We start from the raw sequence: 18,189 nt of genomic DNA on the forward strand, positions 1-18,189 counted from the left end.
CCAAGGCGCCGCATCAACGAGGAGAAATGCATATGGCAAAGAAACACCGGATCGCAGTCATCGCCGGCGACGGCATCGGCCAGGAAGTCATGCCCGAAGGCCTGCGCGCGGTCGAGGCCGCCAGCAAGAAGTTCGGCATCGACATCGAGTTCACCCATTTCGACTGGGCGCACTGCAACTACTACGCCAAGCACGGCAAGATGATGCCCGACGACTGGTTCGACCAGTTGAAGGGCTTCGAGGCGATCTTCTTCGGCGCGGTCGGCTGGCCGGCCACGGTGCCCGACCACGTCTCTCTGTGGGGCTCGCTGCTGAAGTTCCGCCGCGATTTCGACCTGTACGTGAACCTGCGCCCGGTGCGCCTGATGCCCGGCGTGCCCTGCCCGCTGGCCAACCGCAAGCCCGGCGACATCGACTTCTACGTGGTGCGCGAGAACACCGAGGGCGAGTACTCCTCCGTGGGCGGGCGCATGTATGAGGGCACCGAGCGCGAAATGGTGATCCAGGAATCCATCTTCAGCCGCAAGGGCACCGACCGCATCCTGAAGTTCGCCTTCGACCTGGCGCGCAGCCGCCCCAAGAAGCACCTGACCTCGGCCACCAAGTCCAACGGCATCGCCATCACCATGCCCTACTGGGACGAACGCGTGGAAGCCATGGGCAAGCAGTACGAGGACGTCAGGCGCGACAAGTACCACATCGACATCCTGACCGCGCACTTCGTGCTGAACCCGGACCGCTTCGACGTGGTGGTGGCCTCCAACCTGTTCGGCGACATCCTCTCCGACCTCGGTCCGGCCTGCACCGGCACCATCGGCATCGCGCCTTCGGCCAACATCAATCCCTCGCGCGAGCTGCCCTCGCTGTTCGAGCCGGTGCACGGCTCGGCGCCGGACATCTTCGGCAAGAACATCGCCAACCCGGTCGCCATGATCTGGTCGGGCGCGATGATGCTGGAGTTCCTCGGCAACGGCGACGCCAAATACAAGGAGGCGCACGACGCCATCCTGTCGGCGGTCGAGCGCGTGCTGGTGGACGGCCCGAAGACGCCGGACCTGGGCGGCAAGAGCAACACCACCGAAGTCGGAAAGGCGATCGCCGCCGCGATCTGATCCGCATCAGCGCTTTCCCGGCGGCTTCCCGGCCGCCGCGACGCCGGCGGGCTCATGCCCGCCGGTCCCTCCGCAGCATTGCAACACCGCAATATCCAGCCATCACCCGATGTTCCATTCGCATCCGCCGCAGAGCGGAGCAGCAGCATTGCAGGCCCCGAAGGCGGCGCCGTGCCGCCCATGACAACAAAGGAGACAAACATGAAACCCTGGAAGACCCTGGGCGCCCTCGCCCTGTTCGCGCAACTGGCCGCCGGCTCCGTCCACGCCCAGCAAGCCCCCATCGTCATCAAGTTCAGCCACGTGGTGGCGGCCAACACCTCCAAGGGCAAGACCGCCGACTACTTCAAGAAGATCGTGGAAGAACGCACCCAGGGTCGCGTGAAGGTGGAGGTCTACGCCAACAGCCAGCTCTACAAGGACAAGGAAGAACTCGAGGCGCTGCAGATGGGATCGGTGCAGATGCTGGCACCGACCTTCGGCAAGTTCGGGCCGATCGGCGTGCGCGAGTTCGAGGTGTTCGACCTGCCCTACCTGTTCGACAACATGGAGCAGGCGCAGAAGGTGACGCAGGGCCCCATCGGCGCGCGCATGCTCAAGCTGCTCGACAGCAAGGGCATCACCGGCCTGGCGATGCTCGACAGCGGCTTTCTCGACTGGACCTCCAACAAGCCCATCGTCAAGCCGGCCGATATCAAGGGCATGAAGATCCGCATCCAGTCCTCCAAGGTGATCGACGCGCGCACCCGCGCGGTGGGCGCGCTGCCGCAGGTGATGGCCTTCGCCGAGGTGTACCAGGGCTTGCAGACCGGCGTGGTCGACGGACAGGAAAATCCGCCCTCCATCGTCAGCACGTCCAAGTTCTATGAAGTGCAGAAATACCTGACCGTCTCCGAGCACGGCTATCACGGCTACGTGCTGATCGCCAACAAGCGCTTCTGGGATTCGCTGCCGCCCGACATCCGGCCGCTCATGGACCAGGCGGTGAAGGACGCCACCACCTACTTCAACAGCAACTCGAAGAAGGAAAACGACGACGCGCTGGAGGAGATCCGCCAGACCGGGAAAACCAAAATCCTGACCATGACGGCGCAGGACAAGGACGCATGGCGCAAAGCCCAGGCGCCGGTCTATCACGACATGGAGAAGCGCGTGGGCAAGGAGTTGATGATGGAGATCTTCAACACCACCGGGCGCGATCCGGCGGTGCTGAAATAGAAACGATGACGCAACGACAACTGTTTCATTCGTAACCTGAAGCGGATTTCCTGAAATGTGAGCGTAACCGTCGGTCCCTAGACTGCGAAGCATGCGCAGGACACAAAGACCGGCGCAGCAGAAAGACCGACGGTTCGCCCAACTCACTCATTGAACACATTGAAAGGAAATTATCATGCCGATGCCCTGCTACCTGATCCTCGAAGGCCAAAACCAAGGCAAGATCGAAGGCTCCACCAAAGTCAAAGGCCACGAAGGCAAGATCCTGGTGCAAGCCGTGGATCACACCATCGAAATCCCCAAGAGCCCGCAAAACGGCCTGCCCACCGGCAAGCGCGTACACTGCCCGATGACCCTGACCAAGGAAATCGACAAGTCCTCGCCCAAGCTGTTCCAGGCGCTGACCTCGGGCGAACAGATGAAGGATGTGACGCTGGAGTACTACCGCATCTCGCCCAAGGGCACCGAAGAGAAGTACTACACCGTCAAGCTGTCCAACGCCATCGTGACCAACATGCGCGCCTGGACCCCGAACTGCCTGACCGCCGAGAACAAGCAGATGGGCCACATGGAAGACATCTCGTTCACCTACGAGAAGATCACCTGGACCTTCGATCCGGACGGCATCGAAGCCGAAGATTCCTGGCTGGCGCCGAAGTCCTGATCCCGGCTCCGCCTTGCGGGTCCGCCGCCGGCGAGCCCGACCGATGTCTCCTCCTGAGCTTCATGCCCGCCCTTGTGGCGGGCTTTTTCATTGCCGGCCGCCATGACCGTTCGTCCGCCGCATGTTAGGATTGCTGCAACTCAAACTTTCGCGATACTGGTGTTGGACATGCATTCGAGCTTGTGGCGTACCTGGCACCTGCTGGCGGCGGAGACGCTGTTCTGGGGCGTGACCCTGGCGCTGCTGCTGGAAGACGACGTGGCCATGCTGGCCGTCATGTTCAGCTGACAGATGCCGCCCGTGATCGCGACGCACTCTGCCGATATGGACGTACAGAATTCCTCTTCTCTCCTCAGGCGCGCATCGGCACGCCTGGTTGCCGCACTGGCGCTGGGTTGCGCCGCGATGCCGGCCCTGGCCGACTGGTCGCCGCTGGGCGACAACACCATCGGCAGCTTCTTCGTCGACAAGAACAGCATCGTGGCCACGCGCAGCATCCGCCAGGCGCAGATCCTGCTGAACTGGAGCCGCCCGCAGCTGCTGATGGGCCAGGGCAGCAAGACCTACTACACCTCGGAAATCTCCACCGCCTACTTCGACTGCAACAACCGCCAGCTCGGTTTCGGCAGCCGCAAGATGTATTCGCAGCCGGACGGCAAGGGCCAGCTGCTGCTGGCGCCGCAACTGGCCTACTCCGACGTCAAGCTGCAGGATCCCATCCCCGGCTCCACCGGCGAACGCGCCATCGAGGCCGTCTGCGGCAAGTAAGCGCAGGCAGTCAACACCTGCCCGCGCCTGCTGGCGTTGGCATCGGCCCCGGGCTCACACCTTCATCGGCAAAATCACCATCTGCAAGCCGTCGAAATGCAGGCGACGCTGCACCGCCAGCGCCGCCTGGTTGTGCAGCAACCGGATGAACCAGTTGTCCTGCTCGAAGATCAGCTTGCTGGTGAAGAAGATGGCGTTGGGATATTGCTTGCTGATCTCGAAGCACAGCCGCGTGACTTCCTGCACCGCGTCGGTGCCGAAGCCCAGGCGCGACGACGCCGCCATGCCGTGGCTGCGGCAGAAATCGACGAAGAAGCGCAGCGTGGCATCGGCCTCGGCGCGCATCTGCTCGACCGCGCCCTCGCCGCCGTAGGCATGCGAATCCACGGTGCGCGCGTTGACGAAGATGAAGTTCTTGAAGTGCTCCGGGAACATGCGCTGCACCCACAACAGCGCATGCAGCCCGCCGCCGCGCGACGTGCCCACGATGAACACCGCGGTCTGGTTGGCCGGGTCGGGCACGATCTCGCCGGTCTCGGTGCCGAAGGGCTGGTTGGCGAAGATCTGGTCGACGGTGCGGATCGCCTCCTTGGTGTCGCGATAGTGATTGCGGATGTAGATGCACAGCGCCGACATGGCGGCGATGATCAGCGCCGTGGCCCAGCCGCCGGTGGTGAACTTCTCCGCCAGCAGCACGCACAGGATCGAGAAGCAGATCACGAAACCGGCCAGCGACAGCAGGAAGCGGCGCTTCCAGTGGTCCAGCCGGCTGCGGTGGCGCCACCAGTATCGGCACAGGCCGAACAGCGAGATCGCGAAGGTCAGGAACACCGAGATCGAATACAGCACGATGAGCAGCGTCACGCTGCCCTGGGTCCAGAACAGGATCGCCAGCGCCGCCAGGCCCATCACCAGGATGCCGTTCTGCGTCACCAGCCGGGTCGAGAGATAGCGGAATTTGTGCGGCACCCAGGAGTCGGCGGCCATGTTGGACAACACCGCCGGGCCGCCCAGGAAGCCGGTATTGGCGGCCACGAACAGCAGCCCGGCCTCGAAGGCCAGCACCACCATGAGCATCAGGTCGTTGATCCACTTCGCCTCGATGCTCAGGCTGGCGATGATGATGCGGAAGGTGGAGGCGTTGAGGGTCTGGCCATCGACGTGCCTGGCGTCCCACAACAGGTAGAGCAGGAAGATCCCGCCGGCGGTGAAGGCCAGCGACAGCGCCATGTAGATCATGGTGACCTTGCCGGTGCGCACGCGCGGCTCGGCCAGCATGTTGACGTTGTTGGAGACCGCCTCCAGCCCGGTATAGGTGCCGCCGCCCTGCGAATAGGCCAGCAGCAGCATGGCCGCCACGCCCGACCAGCCGATATGGTCGGCCAGGCGACCGGTCTCGGCCAGGGTATCGGGCACCAGCGAGGGGAAATGCCCGGCATGCGCGAACACGCCGTAGAGGATCAGCACCAGGTGCGTCGCCACGAAGCCGAGGAAGATCGGCAGCAATATCCGGATCGCCTCCTTCAGGCCGCGCAGGTTCAGCACGATCAGGATGCCGATGCAGATCGCCTCCACCCACAGCTTGTAGGGCTGGAACCCCAGCGGCAACATGGACGCCAGCGCATCCACGCCGGAGGCGATCGAGATGGCGATGGTGAGCACATAGTCCAGGATCAGCGCCACGCCGGACACCAGCCCGAGGTACGGGCCGACCAGCTTGGTGGCGACGCGATAGCCGCCGCCTCCGGTGGGGAACAGTTCGATCACCTGGTTGTAGGCCAGCGCGATGATGAACACGGTCAGCGCCGTGGCCAGCGCCAGGTAAAGGCCCAGGTGGGTGTATTGGCCCAGGGCACGGAAACTTTCCTCGGGACCGTAGGCGGACGAGGACAGGCCGTCCGCGCCCAGCCCGACCCAGGCCAGGAAGGCCACCAGGGCGAGCGAATGGCGGGTTTCGCTCTTGAGCGGATCGAGTGCTTTCCCGATCACGATTTCACGTATCTTCAACGGCTTCATTGCTTAGGACGGGCGCCGCCGAAGCGCGGCGCCGCGTGTTTTACCCAGCCCGCCATGATACCCGCTTCTCTTGTCCGGCACTTGCTCGCATCCCTGAAATCGGTCATAATATTCGGCTTGCGTTGCCGGGATGGCGGAATAGGTAGACGCACGGGACTCAAAATCCCGCGCCGCAAGGCGTGCCGGTTCGATTCCGGCTCCCGGCACCAGCGAATTTGATAAGCGCAGTAGGTCAAAACGTCTCGCGCGGACAACAGAAATCAGGTGGGTACGATAATCTCGTTCCTGCCTTTTTTTTGGTCTGAGTTTTCCGTGTAAATTCGTGTTTATTCAAGGGTTTTGTCGTACCATTCCCGCTTACAAAATTTAACTTTTACGCCACCGGATCCGGTCTGTACATCAACAAAAAGAACAGGCTGGGGGTTCCTTCCGCAACGAGGCTGCCGCAACGATGGCCGCCGGATGGAAGGGATAGGATCCGGCCAATAAATTACAGCCAGGACAAAAGCCTCACGGCTTTTCGACGATATGCTTTTTGGGGATGTCAGTTTTTCTGTTGCATCGCATGCAGCATGGGTTCCGGGAGTCGATTCCGCAGAAGCCTGGCAGCAATGGATCAATGGCGATCTGCGGGCGGCCGGTTCGGGGGAACCGGCGGTCAAGGCCATGCCGCCCATGCTGCGCCGGCGCGCCAGCCCGGCCGGAAAGCTCGCCCTGGAAAACGCCTACGCCGTCCTGCCGGCCGACGATGCCGCTGACGACATCCCGATAGTCTTCGCATCCCGCCACGGCGAGTGCGCGCGTTCGGTCGAGCTGCTGCAGGAACTGGCCGCCGGCGCGCCGCTGTCGCCGGCCTCGTTCAGCCTGTCGGTCCACAACGCCAATGCCGGCCTGTTCTCCATCGCCCGCCGCGCGCGCGGCAACGGCATCGCCGTCGCCGCCGGCCGCAGCACCATCGAGCATGCGGTGATCGAGGCCTGCTCGCTGCTGGCCGACGGCGCGCCGCGCGTGCTGCTGGTGGCCGCAGACGGCCCGCTGCCCGAAGTATTCGCGCAGTTCGCCGATTGCCGCGAACAAGCCTTCGGCTGGGCCTGGCTGATGCAGGCCGCCGACGAGAACGCGCCGCTGGCGGGCATGTCGCTGCAATGGAGCGCGGACGACGCCTCCGCCGAGACCAATGCCACGGCCAAGGCCGCGGACGAGACGGCTCCCGGCGGCATCGACGTGTTGCGGTTTTTCCTCGATGCGTCGGCCCGCAGCCTGGTACGCCGCGCCGACGGCCGCCGCTGGCACTGGATGCGCCATGTTTGAACAAGCGGCCAAGCGCCTCAACCGCTACTGGCGCGTGGCGGCCACCGGCCTGTCCTTCGCCGTCTTCGGCCTGGGCGGGCTGGCGCTGCGGTTGGTGGTGTTCCCGCTGCTCGACCTGGCCGTGCGCGACCGCGAGCGCCGCGTGCTGCTGGCGCGCCGCGTGATCCGCCTGGCCTTTCGCGGTTTTGTCGAGATGATGCGGGCGCTGGGCGTGATCCGCTACGAAATCACCGGCCTGGAGCGCCTGGACCGCAAGGGCCTGCTGATCCTGGCCAACCATCCCACGCTGATCGACACTGTGCTGCTGATGGCCTTCGTGCGCCACGCCGACTGCATCGTCAAGAATGCCCTGTGGCGCAATCCCTTCACGCGCGGCCCGATCCGCGCGGCCGGCTACATCAGCAACGAACAGGGCCCGGACCTGATCGACGACTGCATCGCCTCGATCCGCGGCGGCGGCAACCTGATCATCTTCCCGGAAGGCACGCGCACCCCGGCCGACGGCAACATGGCCTTCAAGCGCGGCGCGGCCAACGTCGCCGTGCGCGGCGACTGTCCCATCACGCCGGTGCATATCCGCTGCACGCCGGGCACGCTGGGCAAGGGCGAAAAATGGTGGGACGTGCCGGAGACGGCCGCGCACTTCCGCATCCAGATCGGGCAGGACATCCAGGTCGGCCACGCCATCGGCGCCGACGTCCCGGCGTGCGCCGACAACCCGACGCTGGCCGCGCGGCAGCTGACCACCTATCTGCAACAGTACTTCATGAAAGAAAGCTAGGCGATGCAAACGCTGGAACAAGAAATCAAGGAACTGATCATCGAGATCCTGGAACTGGAAGACATCGCCGCGGACGACATCGACAGCGCGGCGCCGCTTTTCGGCGAAGGCCTCGGACTGGATTCGATCGACGCGCTGGAGCTGGGCGTGGCGCTGCAGAAGCGCTACGGCATCACGCTGTCGGCCAATTCGGAAGAGACCCGAAAGCACTTCGCCTCGGTACGGGCGCTGGCGGCGCTGGTCGCCGGCCACAGGCAATAAGCCGTAACAAGCCGCAATAAACTGTCGCAATAAACGGTATTAAGCAGCAACAAGAGAAACGAAAGAAACACAAGAGAGGCTCATGATGACCACTTTGGCCCCCACCATGAACAAGGACGAGATCTACTCCTGGATCGTCGACATGCTGCATGAGATGTTCGAGCTCGACAAGGCTGCGATCACACCCCAGTCCAACCTCTATACGGACCTCGACATCGACAGCATCGACGCCGTCGACATCGTGGTCAAGCTCAACCAGATGACCGGCAAGCGCATCCAGCCGGATGTGTTTCGCACCGTGCGCACCGTGCAGGACGTGGTCGATGTGCTGGCCGCCCTGATGGGCGCCGACCAGCGCGGCTGATCGCATGAAACGCCCCGGGCTGCCGAGTCTGTTCGGCACGCTGCTGATCCTGCTCTACCCGCTGCTGGTGTGGAGCGCCCACGGCAAGGTCGAGCCGCGCCTGCTGGCGCTGCTGCTGGTGGCCATCGCCGCCGCGCGCCTGCTGGCCTCGCGCCTGTCGCGCAACTTCCGCTGGATGGGCGTGGCCGCGCTGGCGCTGGCCGCGCCTGCGCTGCTGTGGAATTCGCTGCTGCCGCTCAAGCTCTACCCGGTCGCTATCAGCGCCGGCATGCTGGCCCTGTTCGGCTATAGCCTGTTCCGGCCGCCTTCCATCATCGAGCGCATGGCGCGCCTGACCGATCCCGACCTGCCGCCCTTCGCCGTCGCCTATACCCGGCGCGTCACCCAGGTGTGGTGCGTGTTCTTCGCCGTCAACGGCAGCATCGCCTTCGCCACGGCCATGTGGGCCTCGCCTGCGGTGTGGTCGATGTACACCGGCGTGGTTTCCTATGTCGCCATGGGCGTGCTGTTCGCCGGCGAATACCTGGTGCGCCTGTACGTGCGGCGCCAGCACCATGCGTGAGGTCCGCGGCGCAGCAGCGCCGGACCTGCTGCTACTGCCCTTCCAGGATTTTCCGCCAGATCACGTGACCGGCTGGCGCGACGGTGCGCCCTATGCCAATGCGCAGTTTCGCGCCGATATCCTGGGCTGGCGACGCCGGCTGGCGGCCGCCGCCGGCACCCGCTTCGCGCTGTTCGACACCGACACGCTGCGCTTTGCCGCCGCGCTGTTCGGCGCCTGGCTGGCCGGCAAGACGGTCTACCTGCCCAGCGACGCGCTGCCAGACACCTGTCGCGCGCTGCAGGCCGAGGTCGACGGCTTCATCGGCGACTTCGAGCCGCAATGGCGACCGCTTGGCGCAGGCGAAAACCCGCTCCCCGCAGCAGGTGACGACGGCAGCGACGATGGCGCCGCCTGGCCGCCGCTGTCGGCCGCCTTCACGGGACTGGTCGTCTACACCTCCGGCAGCACCGGCCGGGCGCAGGCCATCCCCAAGACGCTGTCGCAGATGGCCAGCGAAGTGGCGACGCTGGAGGCGCTGTTCGGCCCGACCCTGGGCCGGGCCGAGATCGTCGCCACCGTGTCGCACCAGCATATCTACGGGCTGCTGTTCAAGGTGCTGTGGCCGATCGCGGCCGGACGCGCGGTGCATGCGCAGAGCGCCTTCTTCCCGGAAGACCTCAAGCGCATCGTGCCGCCGCGCCCGTGGGCGCTGCTGTCCAGTCCGGCGCACCTGAAACGTTTCCCCGAGCAACCCACGCGGCCCGACGCCGCGCAGCTGCGGGCGGTATTTTCTTCCGGCGGGCCGCTGCCGGCCGAAGCCTCGCGCCAGACCTGGCAGTTGTTCGGCCATCGCCCGCTGGAAATCTACGGCAGCTCGGAGACCGGCGGCATCGCCTGGCGCCAGCCGCACCACGAGCCCGGGCTGCGCAGCGAAAGCTGGCAAACCATGCCCGCGGTGCACGTGCGCACCGATGCCGAAGGCGCGCTTGAAGTACGCTCCCCGCACCTGCCCGACGACGCCTGGTTCACCATGGCCGACCGCGCCGAGATGAACGAAGACGGCTTCATCCTGCGCGGCCGCGCCGACCGCATCGTCAAGCTGGAAGAAAAGCGCATCTCGCTGGACCAGATCGAGCGCCTGCTGGCGGCCGGTCCGCTGGTGGCCGAGGCGCGCGTGCTGGTCCACGAAGGCAAGCGCGGCCGCGCGTTCATCGCCGCCTTCGCCGTGCCGACCGCGGCAGGCCATGCATTGCTCGCACGCCACGGCAAACCCGCCCTCAACGCCGCGCTGCGCGCGCTGCTGGCCGGCGCCGTGGAAGGCATCGCGCTGCCGCGCCTGTGGCGCTATCTCGACGCCATGCCGGTGAACGCGCAGGGCAAGATCACCGTGGCGGCGCTGGCCGCGCTGCTGGAGCCGCCCTCCCCGCCCTCGCCATCACCACAGCGGCCGACCATGCCGGAAGTCACCGAACTGCTGCACACCGGCGAAGAGGCCAGGCTGTCGCTGCGGGTGCCTGAGAACCTGCTCTACTTCGAAGGCCACTTCCCCGGCGCGCCCATCCTGCCCGGCGTGGTGCAGACCGACTGGGCGCTGGCGCTGGGACGCCGCTGCTTCGCGCTGCCGCCGCGCTTTCTCGGCGTGGCCGCGCTGAAGTTCCAGCGCGTGATCACGCCCGGCGCGACCGTGACGCTGGAGCTGCAATACGACGCCGCCAAGGCCGCGCTGTCCTTCCGCCTGCATTCCGGCTCCGGCCAGCATGCCAGCGGCCGCTTCCTGCTGGGGCCGCAATGAACGCGGTCGTCTCCCGTTCCAATGTCGCGCACGACGCCGCCTACGCGGCCGTGGTGGTGATCCCGGTCTACAACCACGAGCACGCGATTGGCGCGGTGGCCGAGGCCGTGCTGGCGCACGGCCTGCCTTGCGTGCTGGTCGACGACGGCTGCAGCGCAGCCTGCGCGCAGGCGCTGCGCGAGATCGCCGCGGCCCGCCCGCAACGGGTGACGCTGCTGGTGCACGCGCGCAACCAGGGCAAGGGCGGCGCCGTGATGACGGGACTGCGCCACGCCGCCGCCGCCGGCTACACCCACGCGCTGCAGATCGACGCCGACGGCCAGCATGAGGCGGCCGACATCCCGCGCTTCATCGCCGCCTCGCAAGCCGCGCCGCAGACGGTGATCAACGGCCAGCCGGTCTACGACGAGAGCGTGCCCAAGGGCCGGCTCTACGCGCGCTACCTGACCCACGTCTGGGTCTGGATCAATACCCTGTCGCTGGAGATCCGCGACTCCATGTGCGGCTTTCGCATCTATCCGCTGGCGCCGACCCTGCGGCTGATGGACAGCGCCCACATCGGCCGGCGCATGGATTTCGACACCGAGATCCTGGTGCGGCTGCACTGGCGCGGCCTGCGCGTGCGCAACATGGCCACGCGGGTGCGCTATCCGGCCGACGGCGTCTCGCATTTCAAGGTCTGGCTGGACAACGTGCTGATCTCGCGCATGCATGCCCGCCTGTTCTTCGGCATGCTGCTGCGCTCGCCGCTGCTGTTGTCGCGCCGGCTGGGCCGCTTGCTGCGGCCCTCGGCGGGAGGTGCCTGATGGCCGCGCCGGAGCAGTCGCGCCACTGGGCGCAGATCAACGAGGTCAGCTTCGTGGCCGGCATGCGCCTGCTGTTTGCGGTCTATCGGCTGTTCGGCCGGCTGCCGTTCCGGCTGATGCTCTATCCCGTGCTGTGCTGGTACATCGCCGCCAACGGCCGCGCGCGACAGGCCTCGCGCGCCTATCTTGCGCAGGTGGCGGCGTACCGTCCGGCGCTGCGCCTGCCCGCGGGCATCGGCGGCGTGTTCCTCCATTTCGCCGCCTTCGGCGAGAGCCTGCTGGACAAGATGCTGCTGTGGGGCGGGCTGTTTCCTACTGCGAGCGTGGCGCTGTCGGGCCAGCAGCAGATCAGCGACGCCGTCGCGCAGGGTCGCGGCGGCCTCATCATCTGCACCCACCTGGGCAACCTGGAGTTGTGCCGCGTCATCGGCCGCGGACACGCCGACCTGAAACTGACCGTGCTGGTCCACACCCGCCACGCCCAGGCCTTCAACCGCATGCTGGCCCAGCTCGATCCGCGCAGCCAGCTGAACCTGATGCAGGTCACCGAGATGTCGCCCGCCACCGCCATGATGCTGGCCGACAAGGTGGCGCAGGGCGAATTCGTGGTGATCGCCGGCGACCGCGTGCCGGTCTCGCCCAATCCGCGCGTGGCGCACGCCCGCTTCATGGGCCGCGCCGCCCCCTTCCCGGTCGGGCCGTATGTGCTGGCCGCGCTGCTGGGCTGCCCGGTCTACCTGATGTTTTCGCGACGCACGCCCGAGGGCGCGCAGCTGAGCTTCGAACATTTCCGCGACCTGGTCGAGTTGCCGCGCAAACAGCGCGCGCAACGCCTGGACGAGCTGGCGGCCGACTATGCCGCCCGGCTCGAATTCCATTGCCTGCAGTCGCCTTTCCAGTGGTTCAACTTCTACGATTTCTGGGCGGACTCCGCCATCGACGACCAACATGTCCCACACTGATACCGGCAACATCATTTTTGGCGCGCGCGCGCTGACCATCGAAGACGTGGTCGCGCTGTCGCAGCGCAAGGGCCGCGCCGAACTCTCCGGCCAAGCCCCCTTCCTCGACCGCATCCGCCGCGGCGCCGACTTCCTCGACCGCCTGCTGCGCGAGGACGGCACCGTCTACGGCGTCACCACCGGCTACGGCGACTCCTGCACCGTCACCGTGCCGCCCGAGCTGGTGGCCGAGCTGCCGCACCACCTCTACACCTACCACGGCTGCGGCCTGGGCGCGCTGTTCTCGCCGGAGCAGACGCGCGCCATCCTGGCCGCGCGGCTGAACTCGCTCACGCAAGGATTCTCCGGCGTGAGCGTGGCGCTACTCAGACAGATCGAGGCGCTGCTGCAGCACGACCTGCTGCCGCTGATCCCCAGCGAAGGCTCGGTGGGCGCCAGCGGCGACCTGACGCCGCTGTCCTACCTGGCCGCCGTGCTGTGCGGCGAGCGCGAAGTCTGGCGCGACGGGCAACAGGTCCCGGCCGCGCAGGCGCTGGCCGACGCCGGCATGACGCCGCTGCGCCTGCGTCCCAAGGAAGGCCTGGCGATCATGAACGGCACCGCCGTCATGACCGCGCTGGCCTGCCTGGCCTACGACCGCGCCCAGTACCTGTGCCGCCTGGCCACGCGCATCACCGCCATGGCCAGCTTCACGCTGGACGGCAACGCCCACCATTTCGACGCCACGCTGTTCTCGGCCAAGCCGCATCCGGGCCAGCAGCAGATCGCCGCCTGGCTGCAGTCGGACCTGCCCTGCGGCCAGCCGCATCGCAACGAAAAGCGCCTGCAGGACCGCTACTCGGTGCGCTGCGCGCCGCACGTGATCGGCGTGCTGGGCGACGCCCTGCCGTGGCTGCGCAGCTATATCGAAAACGAGCTCAACAGCGCCAACGACAATCCCCTGATCGACCCGGACGGCGAGCGCGTGCTGCACGGCGGCCACTTCTACGGCGGCCATATCGCCTTCGCCATGGACAGCATGAAGACTGCCGTGGCCAACATCGCCGACCTGCTGGACCGCCAGATGGCGCTGATGGTGGACAACCGCTACAACAACGGCCTGCCGTCCAACCTGTCGGGCGCCAGCGGACCGCGCGCCTCGATCAACCATGGCCTGAAGGCGCTGCAGATCAGCGCCTCGGCCTGGACCGCGGAGGCGCTCAAGCTGACCATGCCGGCCTCGGTGTTCTCGCGCTCGACCGAATGCCACAACCAGGACAAGGTCAGCATGGGCACCATCGCCGCGCGCGACTGCCTGCGCGTGCTGGAACTGACCGAACAGGTGGCCGCGGCGCTGCTGATCACGGTGCGCCAGGGCGTGTGGCTGCGCTCGCGCGCGCAGCAGGCCGGCGACACGCCGCTGGGCGACCTGCCGGGCGGCCGCCTGGCAGCGATGCAGGAAGCGCTGGCGCAGGACATCGCCGTGGTGGATGAAGACCGCATGCTGGAACCCGACCTGCGCCTGCTGCTCCAACGTATCCGCAACCAGGCCTGGACGCTCTATGAATGACGCACCCGCAACGGCGATGCCGCCCGGCAAGCTGACGCTGGCCAATTCGCCGTGGACGGCCGAGGTCGAGCTGCAGATCCAGTTCTACGACCTCGATCCGATGGAAATCGTCTGGCACGGCCGCTATGTCGAATACATGGAGACGGCGCGCTGCGCCCTGCTCGACAGCATCGGCTACAACTACCCGGCGATGAAGGAGTCCGGCTACGCCTGGCCCGTCATCGACCTGCACCTGCGCTATGCGGCGCCGGCCACCTTCGGCCAGCGCATCCGGGTGACGGCGGCCATCGTCGAATGGGAGAACCGCCTGAAGATCGACTACCAGGTCAGCGACGCCGCCAGCGGCGCCCGGCTCACGCGCGCCTCCACCATGCAGGTGGCGGTGCAGATTTCCAACCGCGAGATGTGCTTCGTGTCGCCGCCGGTGCTGTGGCGCAAGCTAGGACTGACTCCCCCCGCCCCATGATTTCCCTCAAACCCTTCGCCATTTCCCTGCTGCTGGCCGCGGCCGCCTTGCCGGCGCAGGCCGCCGCCCCGGTGCAGCAGATCCAGGCCGCGCTGGCCAAGCCGGCCGTGATGTGCGGCCGCTTCGACCAGACCAAGCAGCTGGCCGGCATCAAGAAGCCGCTGCAGTCCAACGGCCGCTTCTGCGTGCTCAAGGGACGCGGCATCCTGTGGCAGACGCTGCAGCCCTTCCCCAACACCCTGCGCATCACGCGCGACGCCATCGTCCAGATGCAGAACGGGCGCGTGGCCATGAAGCTCGACGCGCAGCAGGAGCCGGTGGTGAAGATGATCAACAGCGTGCTGTTCTCGCTGCTGGCCGGCGACCTGAGCCAGCTCGACACCCTGTTCGAGCTCGACGGCACGATCCGCGACGGCGCCTGGCAGGTCGCGCTCAAGGCGCGCCAGCCGGCGCTGGCCAAGGCCGTCGGCGACATCACGCTGGACGGCGGCGCCTACGTCGAGCGCGTGGTGATGAAGGAAGCCGGCGGCGACCGCACCGACATCGGCTTTTCCGCCATCAAGACCGGCGAGGCGGCGCTGACGCCGGAAGAAGGGGCGATGTTTGAGTAAGCAGAACGGATCCCTCCAACGTCGGCTGGCCGCGCTGTGGCTGCTGGCGGTGCTGCTGCTGGCCGCGCACAACGCCTGGCTGTGGCTGGGCCAGCGCGCCAGCCCCGACACCGACATCCTGGCCTTGCTGCCGTCGTCGCGCAACGACGCGGTGCTGCAGCAGGCCTTCTCGCACATGGTCGACTCGGCCCAGCAAAAGGTGGTGGTGCTGGTCGGCGACCGCGACTGGGAACAGGCCGCCCGCGCCGCCGACGCCTACCTGGCCACGCTGCGGCCGCAAGCCGCGCTGCTGGCGCCGATGGCCGACGACGCCGCGCAACTGCAGGAACAATGGCTGGGCGTGTTCGGCAACAGCCGCTCGCGGCTGTTGACCGACGACCAGCGCCGGCAGCTTGCCGCGGGGTCGGCCGAGCAGTGGAGCCAGCAGGCCCTGGCCGGCATGTACGGCGCCTTCGGCGGACCCAGGCTGGGCGCCTGGCAGGACGATCCTTTCGGCCTCTTCGCCGGCTGGGTGCAGGAGCGCGCGCGCGAGACGCCGGTGCGTCCGCGCGACGGCCGCCTGTTCGTCGAGCGCGACGGCAAGTCTTATGCGCTGCTGCTGCTGGAGCTGAAAGCGCCGGCCTTCTCGCTGCAGGCGCAGCGGCAGGTCGTCCCGCTGCTGGCGCAGGCGAAGCAGGCGGCGCTGGCGCAAGTGCCTTCGGCCGAGGTCGTCACCGGCGGCGTAGTGCTGCACGCCGCCGCCGCCGGCGAGCAGGCCAGCGGCGAGATGGCCACCATCGGCGCCGGCTCGCTGGCCGGCATCCTGCTGCTGATGTGGCTCACCTTCCGCTCGCTCAAACCCATCCTCTACATCGCCGCCTCGATCGCGGTCGGCTGCCTGGGCGCGCTGTCGGCCAGCATGCTGCTGTTCGGCCATGTGCACCTGCTGACCCTGGTGTTCGGCGCCAGCCTGATCGGCATCGCCCAGGACTACGGCATCTACTTCCTGTGCGCGCGCCTGGGCACGCCCACGGAGGTCTCTTCGCCGCGGCTGTTCCGCCAGCTGTTGCCCGGCCTGGCGTTGATGCTGCTGGCAGCCGCGATCGGCTACCTCGGCATGGCCGCCACGCCCTTCCCAGGGCTGCAGCAGATGGCGGTGTTCTCGGCGCTGGGCCTGGTGTTCGCCTGGATCACGGTGGCCTGCTGGTTCCCGCAACTGGTCGGCCCGGACAGCCTGCGCGCCACCGGCGCCGCCCAGGCCTTCGGTCGCGGCATCGACGGCTGGCCCGATTTTCTCGGCGGCCATGCCTGGCACCTGATGCTGCCGGCCGCGGCGGCCGTGATCGGCCTGAGCGCGGCCGGCATCGTGCGCCTGCAGGCCAGCGACGACATCCGCGCGCTGCAAAAGACGCCGCAGGCGCTGCTGGACGACCAGATCAGGATCGGCAAGCTGCTCGACATGGCCGCGCCGGTGCAGTTCTACCTGGTGCGCGCCGACTCGGCCGAAGCGGTGCTGCAGAAAGAAGAACAACTGAAGCAGAAGCTGCAGCCGCTGGTGGATCAACATGTGATCAGCGGCGTGCAGGCGGTGTCCAACTGGGCGCCCTCGCAGCGCCTGCAACAGGACAACCTGCAGCTGCTGCAACGCGCGCTGCTGCAAGAGCGCGACGGCCGGCCGGATGCGCTCGCCCTGGTGGCGCGCGCCATCGACGAGCGCCCCGACTGGGCGCGCGCCATGCGCCAGCGCATGCTGGACAAAGCGCAGCCGCTGGCGCCGGACGCCTTCCTGGCCTCGCCGGCCGGCGAAGCCTCGCGCCACCTGTGGCTGGGCAAGAGCGGCGACGGCTACGCCAGCATCGTCGCCCTGCGCGGCCTGGCCGACTATCGCGCGCTGGACCGGCTGGCCGCGCTGGCCGGCGATGTGCCGGGCGTGCAATGGGTGGACAAGGTGGGCGAAATCTCGGCGGTCCTGAAGTACTACCGGCAATACATGGGCTGGGCGCTGCTGGCGGCCTATGCGGCGATCTTCGCGCTGCTGTCGCTGCGCTACCGCCGCCGCGCCTGGCGCGCGCTGGCGCCGCCGCTGGCGGCCAGCTTTATCACGCTGGGGCTGTTCGGCTGGCTGGGCCAGCCGCTGCAGCTGTTCCACGTGCTGGCCGGGCTGCTGGTGCTGGGCCTGGGCGTGGACTACGGCATCTTCCTGCTGGAGCCGGCGCGCCGCGAACGCCGCTACGCCTGGCTGACGGTGGGCCTGTCAGCGCTCAGCGCGCTGCTCTCGTTCGGCCTGCTGGCGCTGAGCGGCAGCCCGCCGCTGCACGCCTTCGGCCTGACCATGCTGTGCGGCATGCTGCTGGTGTGGCTGCTGGCGCCCTGCTTCACCCACCCCGGCAACGCCGCCGACAAGGATCCCGCATGAGCGCCCGCCGCCTCCTCATTGCGCTGGCCGCCGCCGTGCTGGCCGCCTGCGCCTCGCCGACGCCGCCCGACGCGCGCCCTGCGGCGCGCCCTGCGGCGCGCCTGCAACTGCGCCTGGCGCCGGCCGCGCTGGGCCAGAGCATCAGCCTGCAGCAGCACCTGACGGTGGAACGCGAAGGCCGTACCGACCAGCTCGACACCGCGCTGGAAATCGATGCGCAGCACCTCGACCTGGTCGGCCTGGCCTTCGGCCAGCGCGTCATGACGCTGCACTACGACGGCCGCGAGCTGCAGGTGTGGCGCCACGCGATGCTGCCGCGACAGGTCCAGGGCGACGACGTGTTGCAAGACGTACAACTGACGCTGTGGCCCGCGCAGGCTATCCGGCAGGCGCTTCCCGCCGGCTGGGAGTTGCGCGAAACCGACGGGCAACGTACCCTCCTGCTCGACGGTGAAACGGTCGCCGTGATCGACTACCCCGACCGCAAGGCATGGGGCGGCAAGGTGATCCTGACCAATTTGCGCTACCGGTACAAACTGACCATCCAGTCGGTCGTCACCTCTGAATAA

The 18,189-nt window shown here is 67.3% G+C and carries 18 protein-coding genes and 1 tRNA gene; 18 read left to right on the forward strand and 1 reads right to left on the reverse strand.

From position 1 onward, the window contains the following. Positions 1-32 precede the first annotated feature (32 nt). The 4 genes from CEJ42_RS12220 (at position 33) to CEJ42_RS12240 (ending at position 3,762) form a co-directional block, all read left to right on the forward strand. Positions 33-1,112 carry a tartrate dehydrogenase gene (locus CEJ42_RS12220; protein ID WP_088751243.1) on the forward strand — a complete coding sequence of 360 codons (1,080 nt, stop codon included), beginning with the start codon at positions 33-35 and terminating at the stop codon, positions 1,110-1,112. Between the two features lie 201 nt (positions 1,113-1,313). Further along, a complete protein-coding gene (locus CEJ42_RS12225; RefSeq protein WP_088751244.1) occupies positions 1,314-2,330 on the forward strand; it encodes a DctP family TRAP transporter solute-binding subunit in 1,017 nt (338 codons plus the stop codon). Between the two features lie 175 nt (positions 2,331-2,505). Further along, positions 2,506-2,994, forward strand: a complete 489-nt coding sequence (locus CEJ42_RS12230; RefSeq protein WP_079218828.1) for an Hcp family type VI secretion system effector — start codon at positions 2,506-2,508, stop codon at positions 2,992-2,994. A gap of 324 nt (positions 2,995-3,318) precedes the next feature. Further along, complete coding sequence (locus tag CEJ42_RS12240) at positions 3,319-3,762, forward strand: surface-adhesin E family protein (protein WP_079219366.1); 444 nt, start codon at positions 3,319-3,321, stop codon at positions 3,760-3,762. A 54-nt stretch (positions 3,763-3,816) separates the two neighbouring features. Here the strand turns inward: CEJ42_RS12240 and CEJ42_RS12245 are convergent, their stop codons facing one another. Then, positions 3,817-5,778 (reverse strand): APC family permease, encoded by a 1,962-nt coding sequence (locus CEJ42_RS12245; protein WP_088751245.1) that lies wholly within the window; start codon positions 5,776-5,778, stop codon positions 3,817-3,819. A 124-nt stretch (positions 5,779-5,902) separates the two neighbouring features. On the opposite strand from CEJ42_RS12245, the gene CEJ42_RS12250 reads away from it, so the two are divergent. The 14 genes from CEJ42_RS12250 to CEJ42_RS12315 all read left to right on the forward strand — a co-directional run bounded on the left by CEJ42_RS12250 (position 5,903) and on the right by CEJ42_RS12315 (position 18,189). Continuing rightward, positions 5,903-5,987 (forward strand) — tRNA-Leu (locus CEJ42_RS12250). Positions 5,988-6,306: 319 nt separating this feature from the next. Next, positions 6,307-7,089, forward strand: coding sequence for a beta-ketoacyl synthase chain length factor (locus CEJ42_RS12255; protein WP_088751246.1), 783 nt, complete (start codon positions 6,307-6,309; stop codon positions 7,087-7,089). Next, positions 7,082-7,870, forward strand: coding sequence for a lysophospholipid acyltransferase family protein (locus CEJ42_RS12260; protein WP_088751247.1), 789 nt, complete (start codon positions 7,082-7,084; stop codon positions 7,868-7,870). Before CEJ42_RS12255 ends, CEJ42_RS12260 begins: the two co-directional genes overlap by 8 nt. A gap of 3 nt (positions 7,871-7,873) precedes the next feature. Then, a complete protein-coding gene (locus CEJ42_RS12265; RefSeq protein WP_088751248.1) occupies positions 7,874-8,131 on the forward strand; it encodes a phosphopantetheine-binding protein in 258 nt (85 codons plus the stop codon). Between the two features lie 85 nt (positions 8,132-8,216). Beyond that, a complete protein-coding gene (locus tag CEJ42_RS12270; protein WP_088751440.1) occupies positions 8,217-8,495 on the forward strand; it encodes an acyl carrier protein in 279 nt (92 codons plus the stop codon). A 4-nt stretch (positions 8,496-8,499) separates the two neighbouring features. After that, a complete protein-coding gene (locus CEJ42_RS12275; protein ID WP_088751249.1) occupies positions 8,500-9,057 on the forward strand; it encodes a COG4648 family protein in 558 nt (185 codons plus the stop codon). Beyond that, positions 9,050-10,831, forward strand: coding sequence for an ApeI family dehydratase (locus CEJ42_RS12280; RefSeq protein ID WP_088751250.1), 1,782 nt, complete (start codon positions 9,050-9,052; stop codon positions 10,829-10,831). Before CEJ42_RS12275 ends, CEJ42_RS12280 begins: the two co-directional genes overlap by 8 nt. After that, the gene (locus CEJ42_RS12285) at positions 10,828-11,637 is read left to right on the forward strand and encodes a glycosyltransferase family 2 protein (protein ID WP_088751251.1); all 810 of its coding nucleotides are present in this window, start codon (positions 10,828-10,830) and stop codon (positions 11,635-11,637) included. The genes CEJ42_RS12280 and CEJ42_RS12285 overlap by 4 nt, the downstream gene beginning before the upstream one ends. After that, positions 11,637-12,599, forward strand: coding sequence for an LpxL/LpxP family acyltransferase (locus tag CEJ42_RS12290; protein ID WP_088751252.1), 963 nt, complete (start codon positions 11,637-11,639; stop codon positions 12,597-12,599). The genes CEJ42_RS12285 and CEJ42_RS12290 overlap by 1 nt, the downstream gene beginning before the upstream one ends. Beyond that, positions 12,586-14,148, forward strand: coding sequence for an HAL/PAL/TAL family ammonia-lyase (locus CEJ42_RS12295; protein WP_088751253.1), 1,563 nt, complete (start codon positions 12,586-12,588; stop codon positions 14,146-14,148). The genes CEJ42_RS12290 and CEJ42_RS12295 overlap by 14 nt, the downstream gene beginning before the upstream one ends. Continuing rightward, on the forward strand, positions 14,141-14,614 hold the full coding sequence (locus CEJ42_RS12300) for an acyl-CoA thioesterase (protein WP_243397849.1): 474 nt from the start codon (positions 14,141-14,143) through the stop codon (positions 14,612-14,614). Before CEJ42_RS12295 ends, CEJ42_RS12300 begins: the two co-directional genes overlap by 8 nt. After that, entirely contained in the window at positions 14,611-15,225 is a 615-nt protein-coding gene (locus CEJ42_RS12305) for an outer membrane lipoprotein carrier protein LolA (protein WP_207760418.1), read from the forward strand. Before CEJ42_RS12300 ends, CEJ42_RS12305 begins: the two co-directional genes overlap by 4 nt. Beyond that, positions 15,218-17,620, forward strand: a complete 2,403-nt coding sequence (locus tag CEJ42_RS12310) for an MMPL family transporter (protein WP_088751255.1) — start codon at positions 15,218-15,220, stop codon at positions 17,618-17,620. Before CEJ42_RS12305 ends, CEJ42_RS12310 begins: the two co-directional genes overlap by 8 nt. After that, the gene (locus tag CEJ42_RS12315) at positions 17,617-18,189 is read left to right on the forward strand and encodes a DUF3261 domain-containing protein (RefSeq protein ID WP_088751256.1); all 573 of its coding nucleotides are present in this window, start codon (positions 17,617-17,619) and stop codon (positions 18,187-18,189) included. Before CEJ42_RS12310 ends, CEJ42_RS12315 begins: the two co-directional genes overlap by 4 nt.

It is taken from the genome of Herbaspirillum robiniae (assembly GCF_002213415.1).
Taxonomy (GTDB): Bacteria; Pseudomonadota; Gammaproteobacteria; order Burkholderiales; family Burkholderiaceae_D; genus Herbaspirillum; species Herbaspirillum robiniae.

Excerpts from the sequence above, each read along its gene's own strand:
- CEJ42_RS12220 (WP_088751243.1), top strand. The coding sequence starts at position 33 with ATGGCAAAGAAACACCGGATCGCAGTCATCGCCGGCGACGGCATCGGC.
- CEJ42_RS12225 (WP_088751244.1), top strand. The coding sequence starts at position 1,314 with ATGAAACCCTGGAAGACCCTGGGCGCCCTCGCCCTGTTCGCGCAACTG.
- CEJ42_RS12230 (WP_079218828.1), top strand. The coding sequence starts at position 2,506 with ATGCCGATGCCCTGCTACCTGATCCTCGAAGGCCAAAACCAAGGCAAG.
- CEJ42_RS12240 (WP_079219366.1), top strand. The coding sequence starts at position 3,319 with ATGGACGTACAGAATTCCTCTTCTCTCCTCAGGCGCGCATCGGCACGC.
- CEJ42_RS12245 (WP_088751245.1), bottom strand. The coding sequence starts at position 5,778 with ATGAAGCCGTTGAAGATACGTGAAATCGTGATCGGGAAAGCACTCGAT.
- CEJ42_RS12255 (WP_088751246.1), top strand. The coding sequence starts at position 6,307 with ATGCTTTTTGGGGATGTCAGTTTTTCTGTTGCATCGCATGCAGCATGG.
- CEJ42_RS12260 (WP_088751247.1), top strand. The coding sequence starts at position 7,082 with ATGTTTGAACAAGCGGCCAAGCGCCTCAACCGCTACTGGCGCGTGGCG.
- CEJ42_RS12265 (WP_088751248.1), top strand. The coding sequence starts at position 7,874 with ATGCAAACGCTGGAACAAGAAATCAAGGAACTGATCATCGAGATCCTG.
- CEJ42_RS12270 (WP_088751440.1), top strand. The coding sequence starts at position 8,217 with ATGACCACTTTGGCCCCCACCATGAACAAGGACGAGATCTACTCCTGG.
- CEJ42_RS12275 (WP_088751249.1), top strand. The coding sequence starts at position 8,500 with ATGAAACGCCCCGGGCTGCCGAGTCTGTTCGGCACGCTGCTGATCCTG.
- CEJ42_RS12280 (WP_088751250.1), top strand. The coding sequence starts at position 9,050 with ATGCGTGAGGTCCGCGGCGCAGCAGCGCCGGACCTGCTGCTACTGCCC.
- CEJ42_RS12285 (WP_088751251.1), top strand. The coding sequence starts at position 10,828 with ATGAACGCGGTCGTCTCCCGTTCCAATGTCGCGCACGACGCCGCCTAC.
- CEJ42_RS12290 (WP_088751252.1), top strand. The coding sequence starts at position 11,637 with ATGGCCGCGCCGGAGCAGTCGCGCCACTGGGCGCAGATCAACGAGGTC.
- CEJ42_RS12295 (WP_088751253.1), top strand. The coding sequence starts at position 12,586 with ATGTCCCACACTGATACCGGCAACATCATTTTTGGCGCGCGCGCGCTG.
- CEJ42_RS12300 (WP_243397849.1), top strand. The coding sequence starts at position 14,141 with ATGAATGACGCACCCGCAACGGCGATGCCGCCCGGCAAGCTGACGCTG.
- CEJ42_RS12305 (WP_207760418.1), top strand. The coding sequence starts at position 14,611 with ATGATTTCCCTCAAACCCTTCGCCATTTCCCTGCTGCTGGCCGCGGCC.
- CEJ42_RS12315 (WP_088751256.1), top strand. The coding sequence starts at position 17,617 with ATGAGCGCCCGCCGCCTCCTCATTGCGCTGGCCGCCGCCGTGCTGGCC.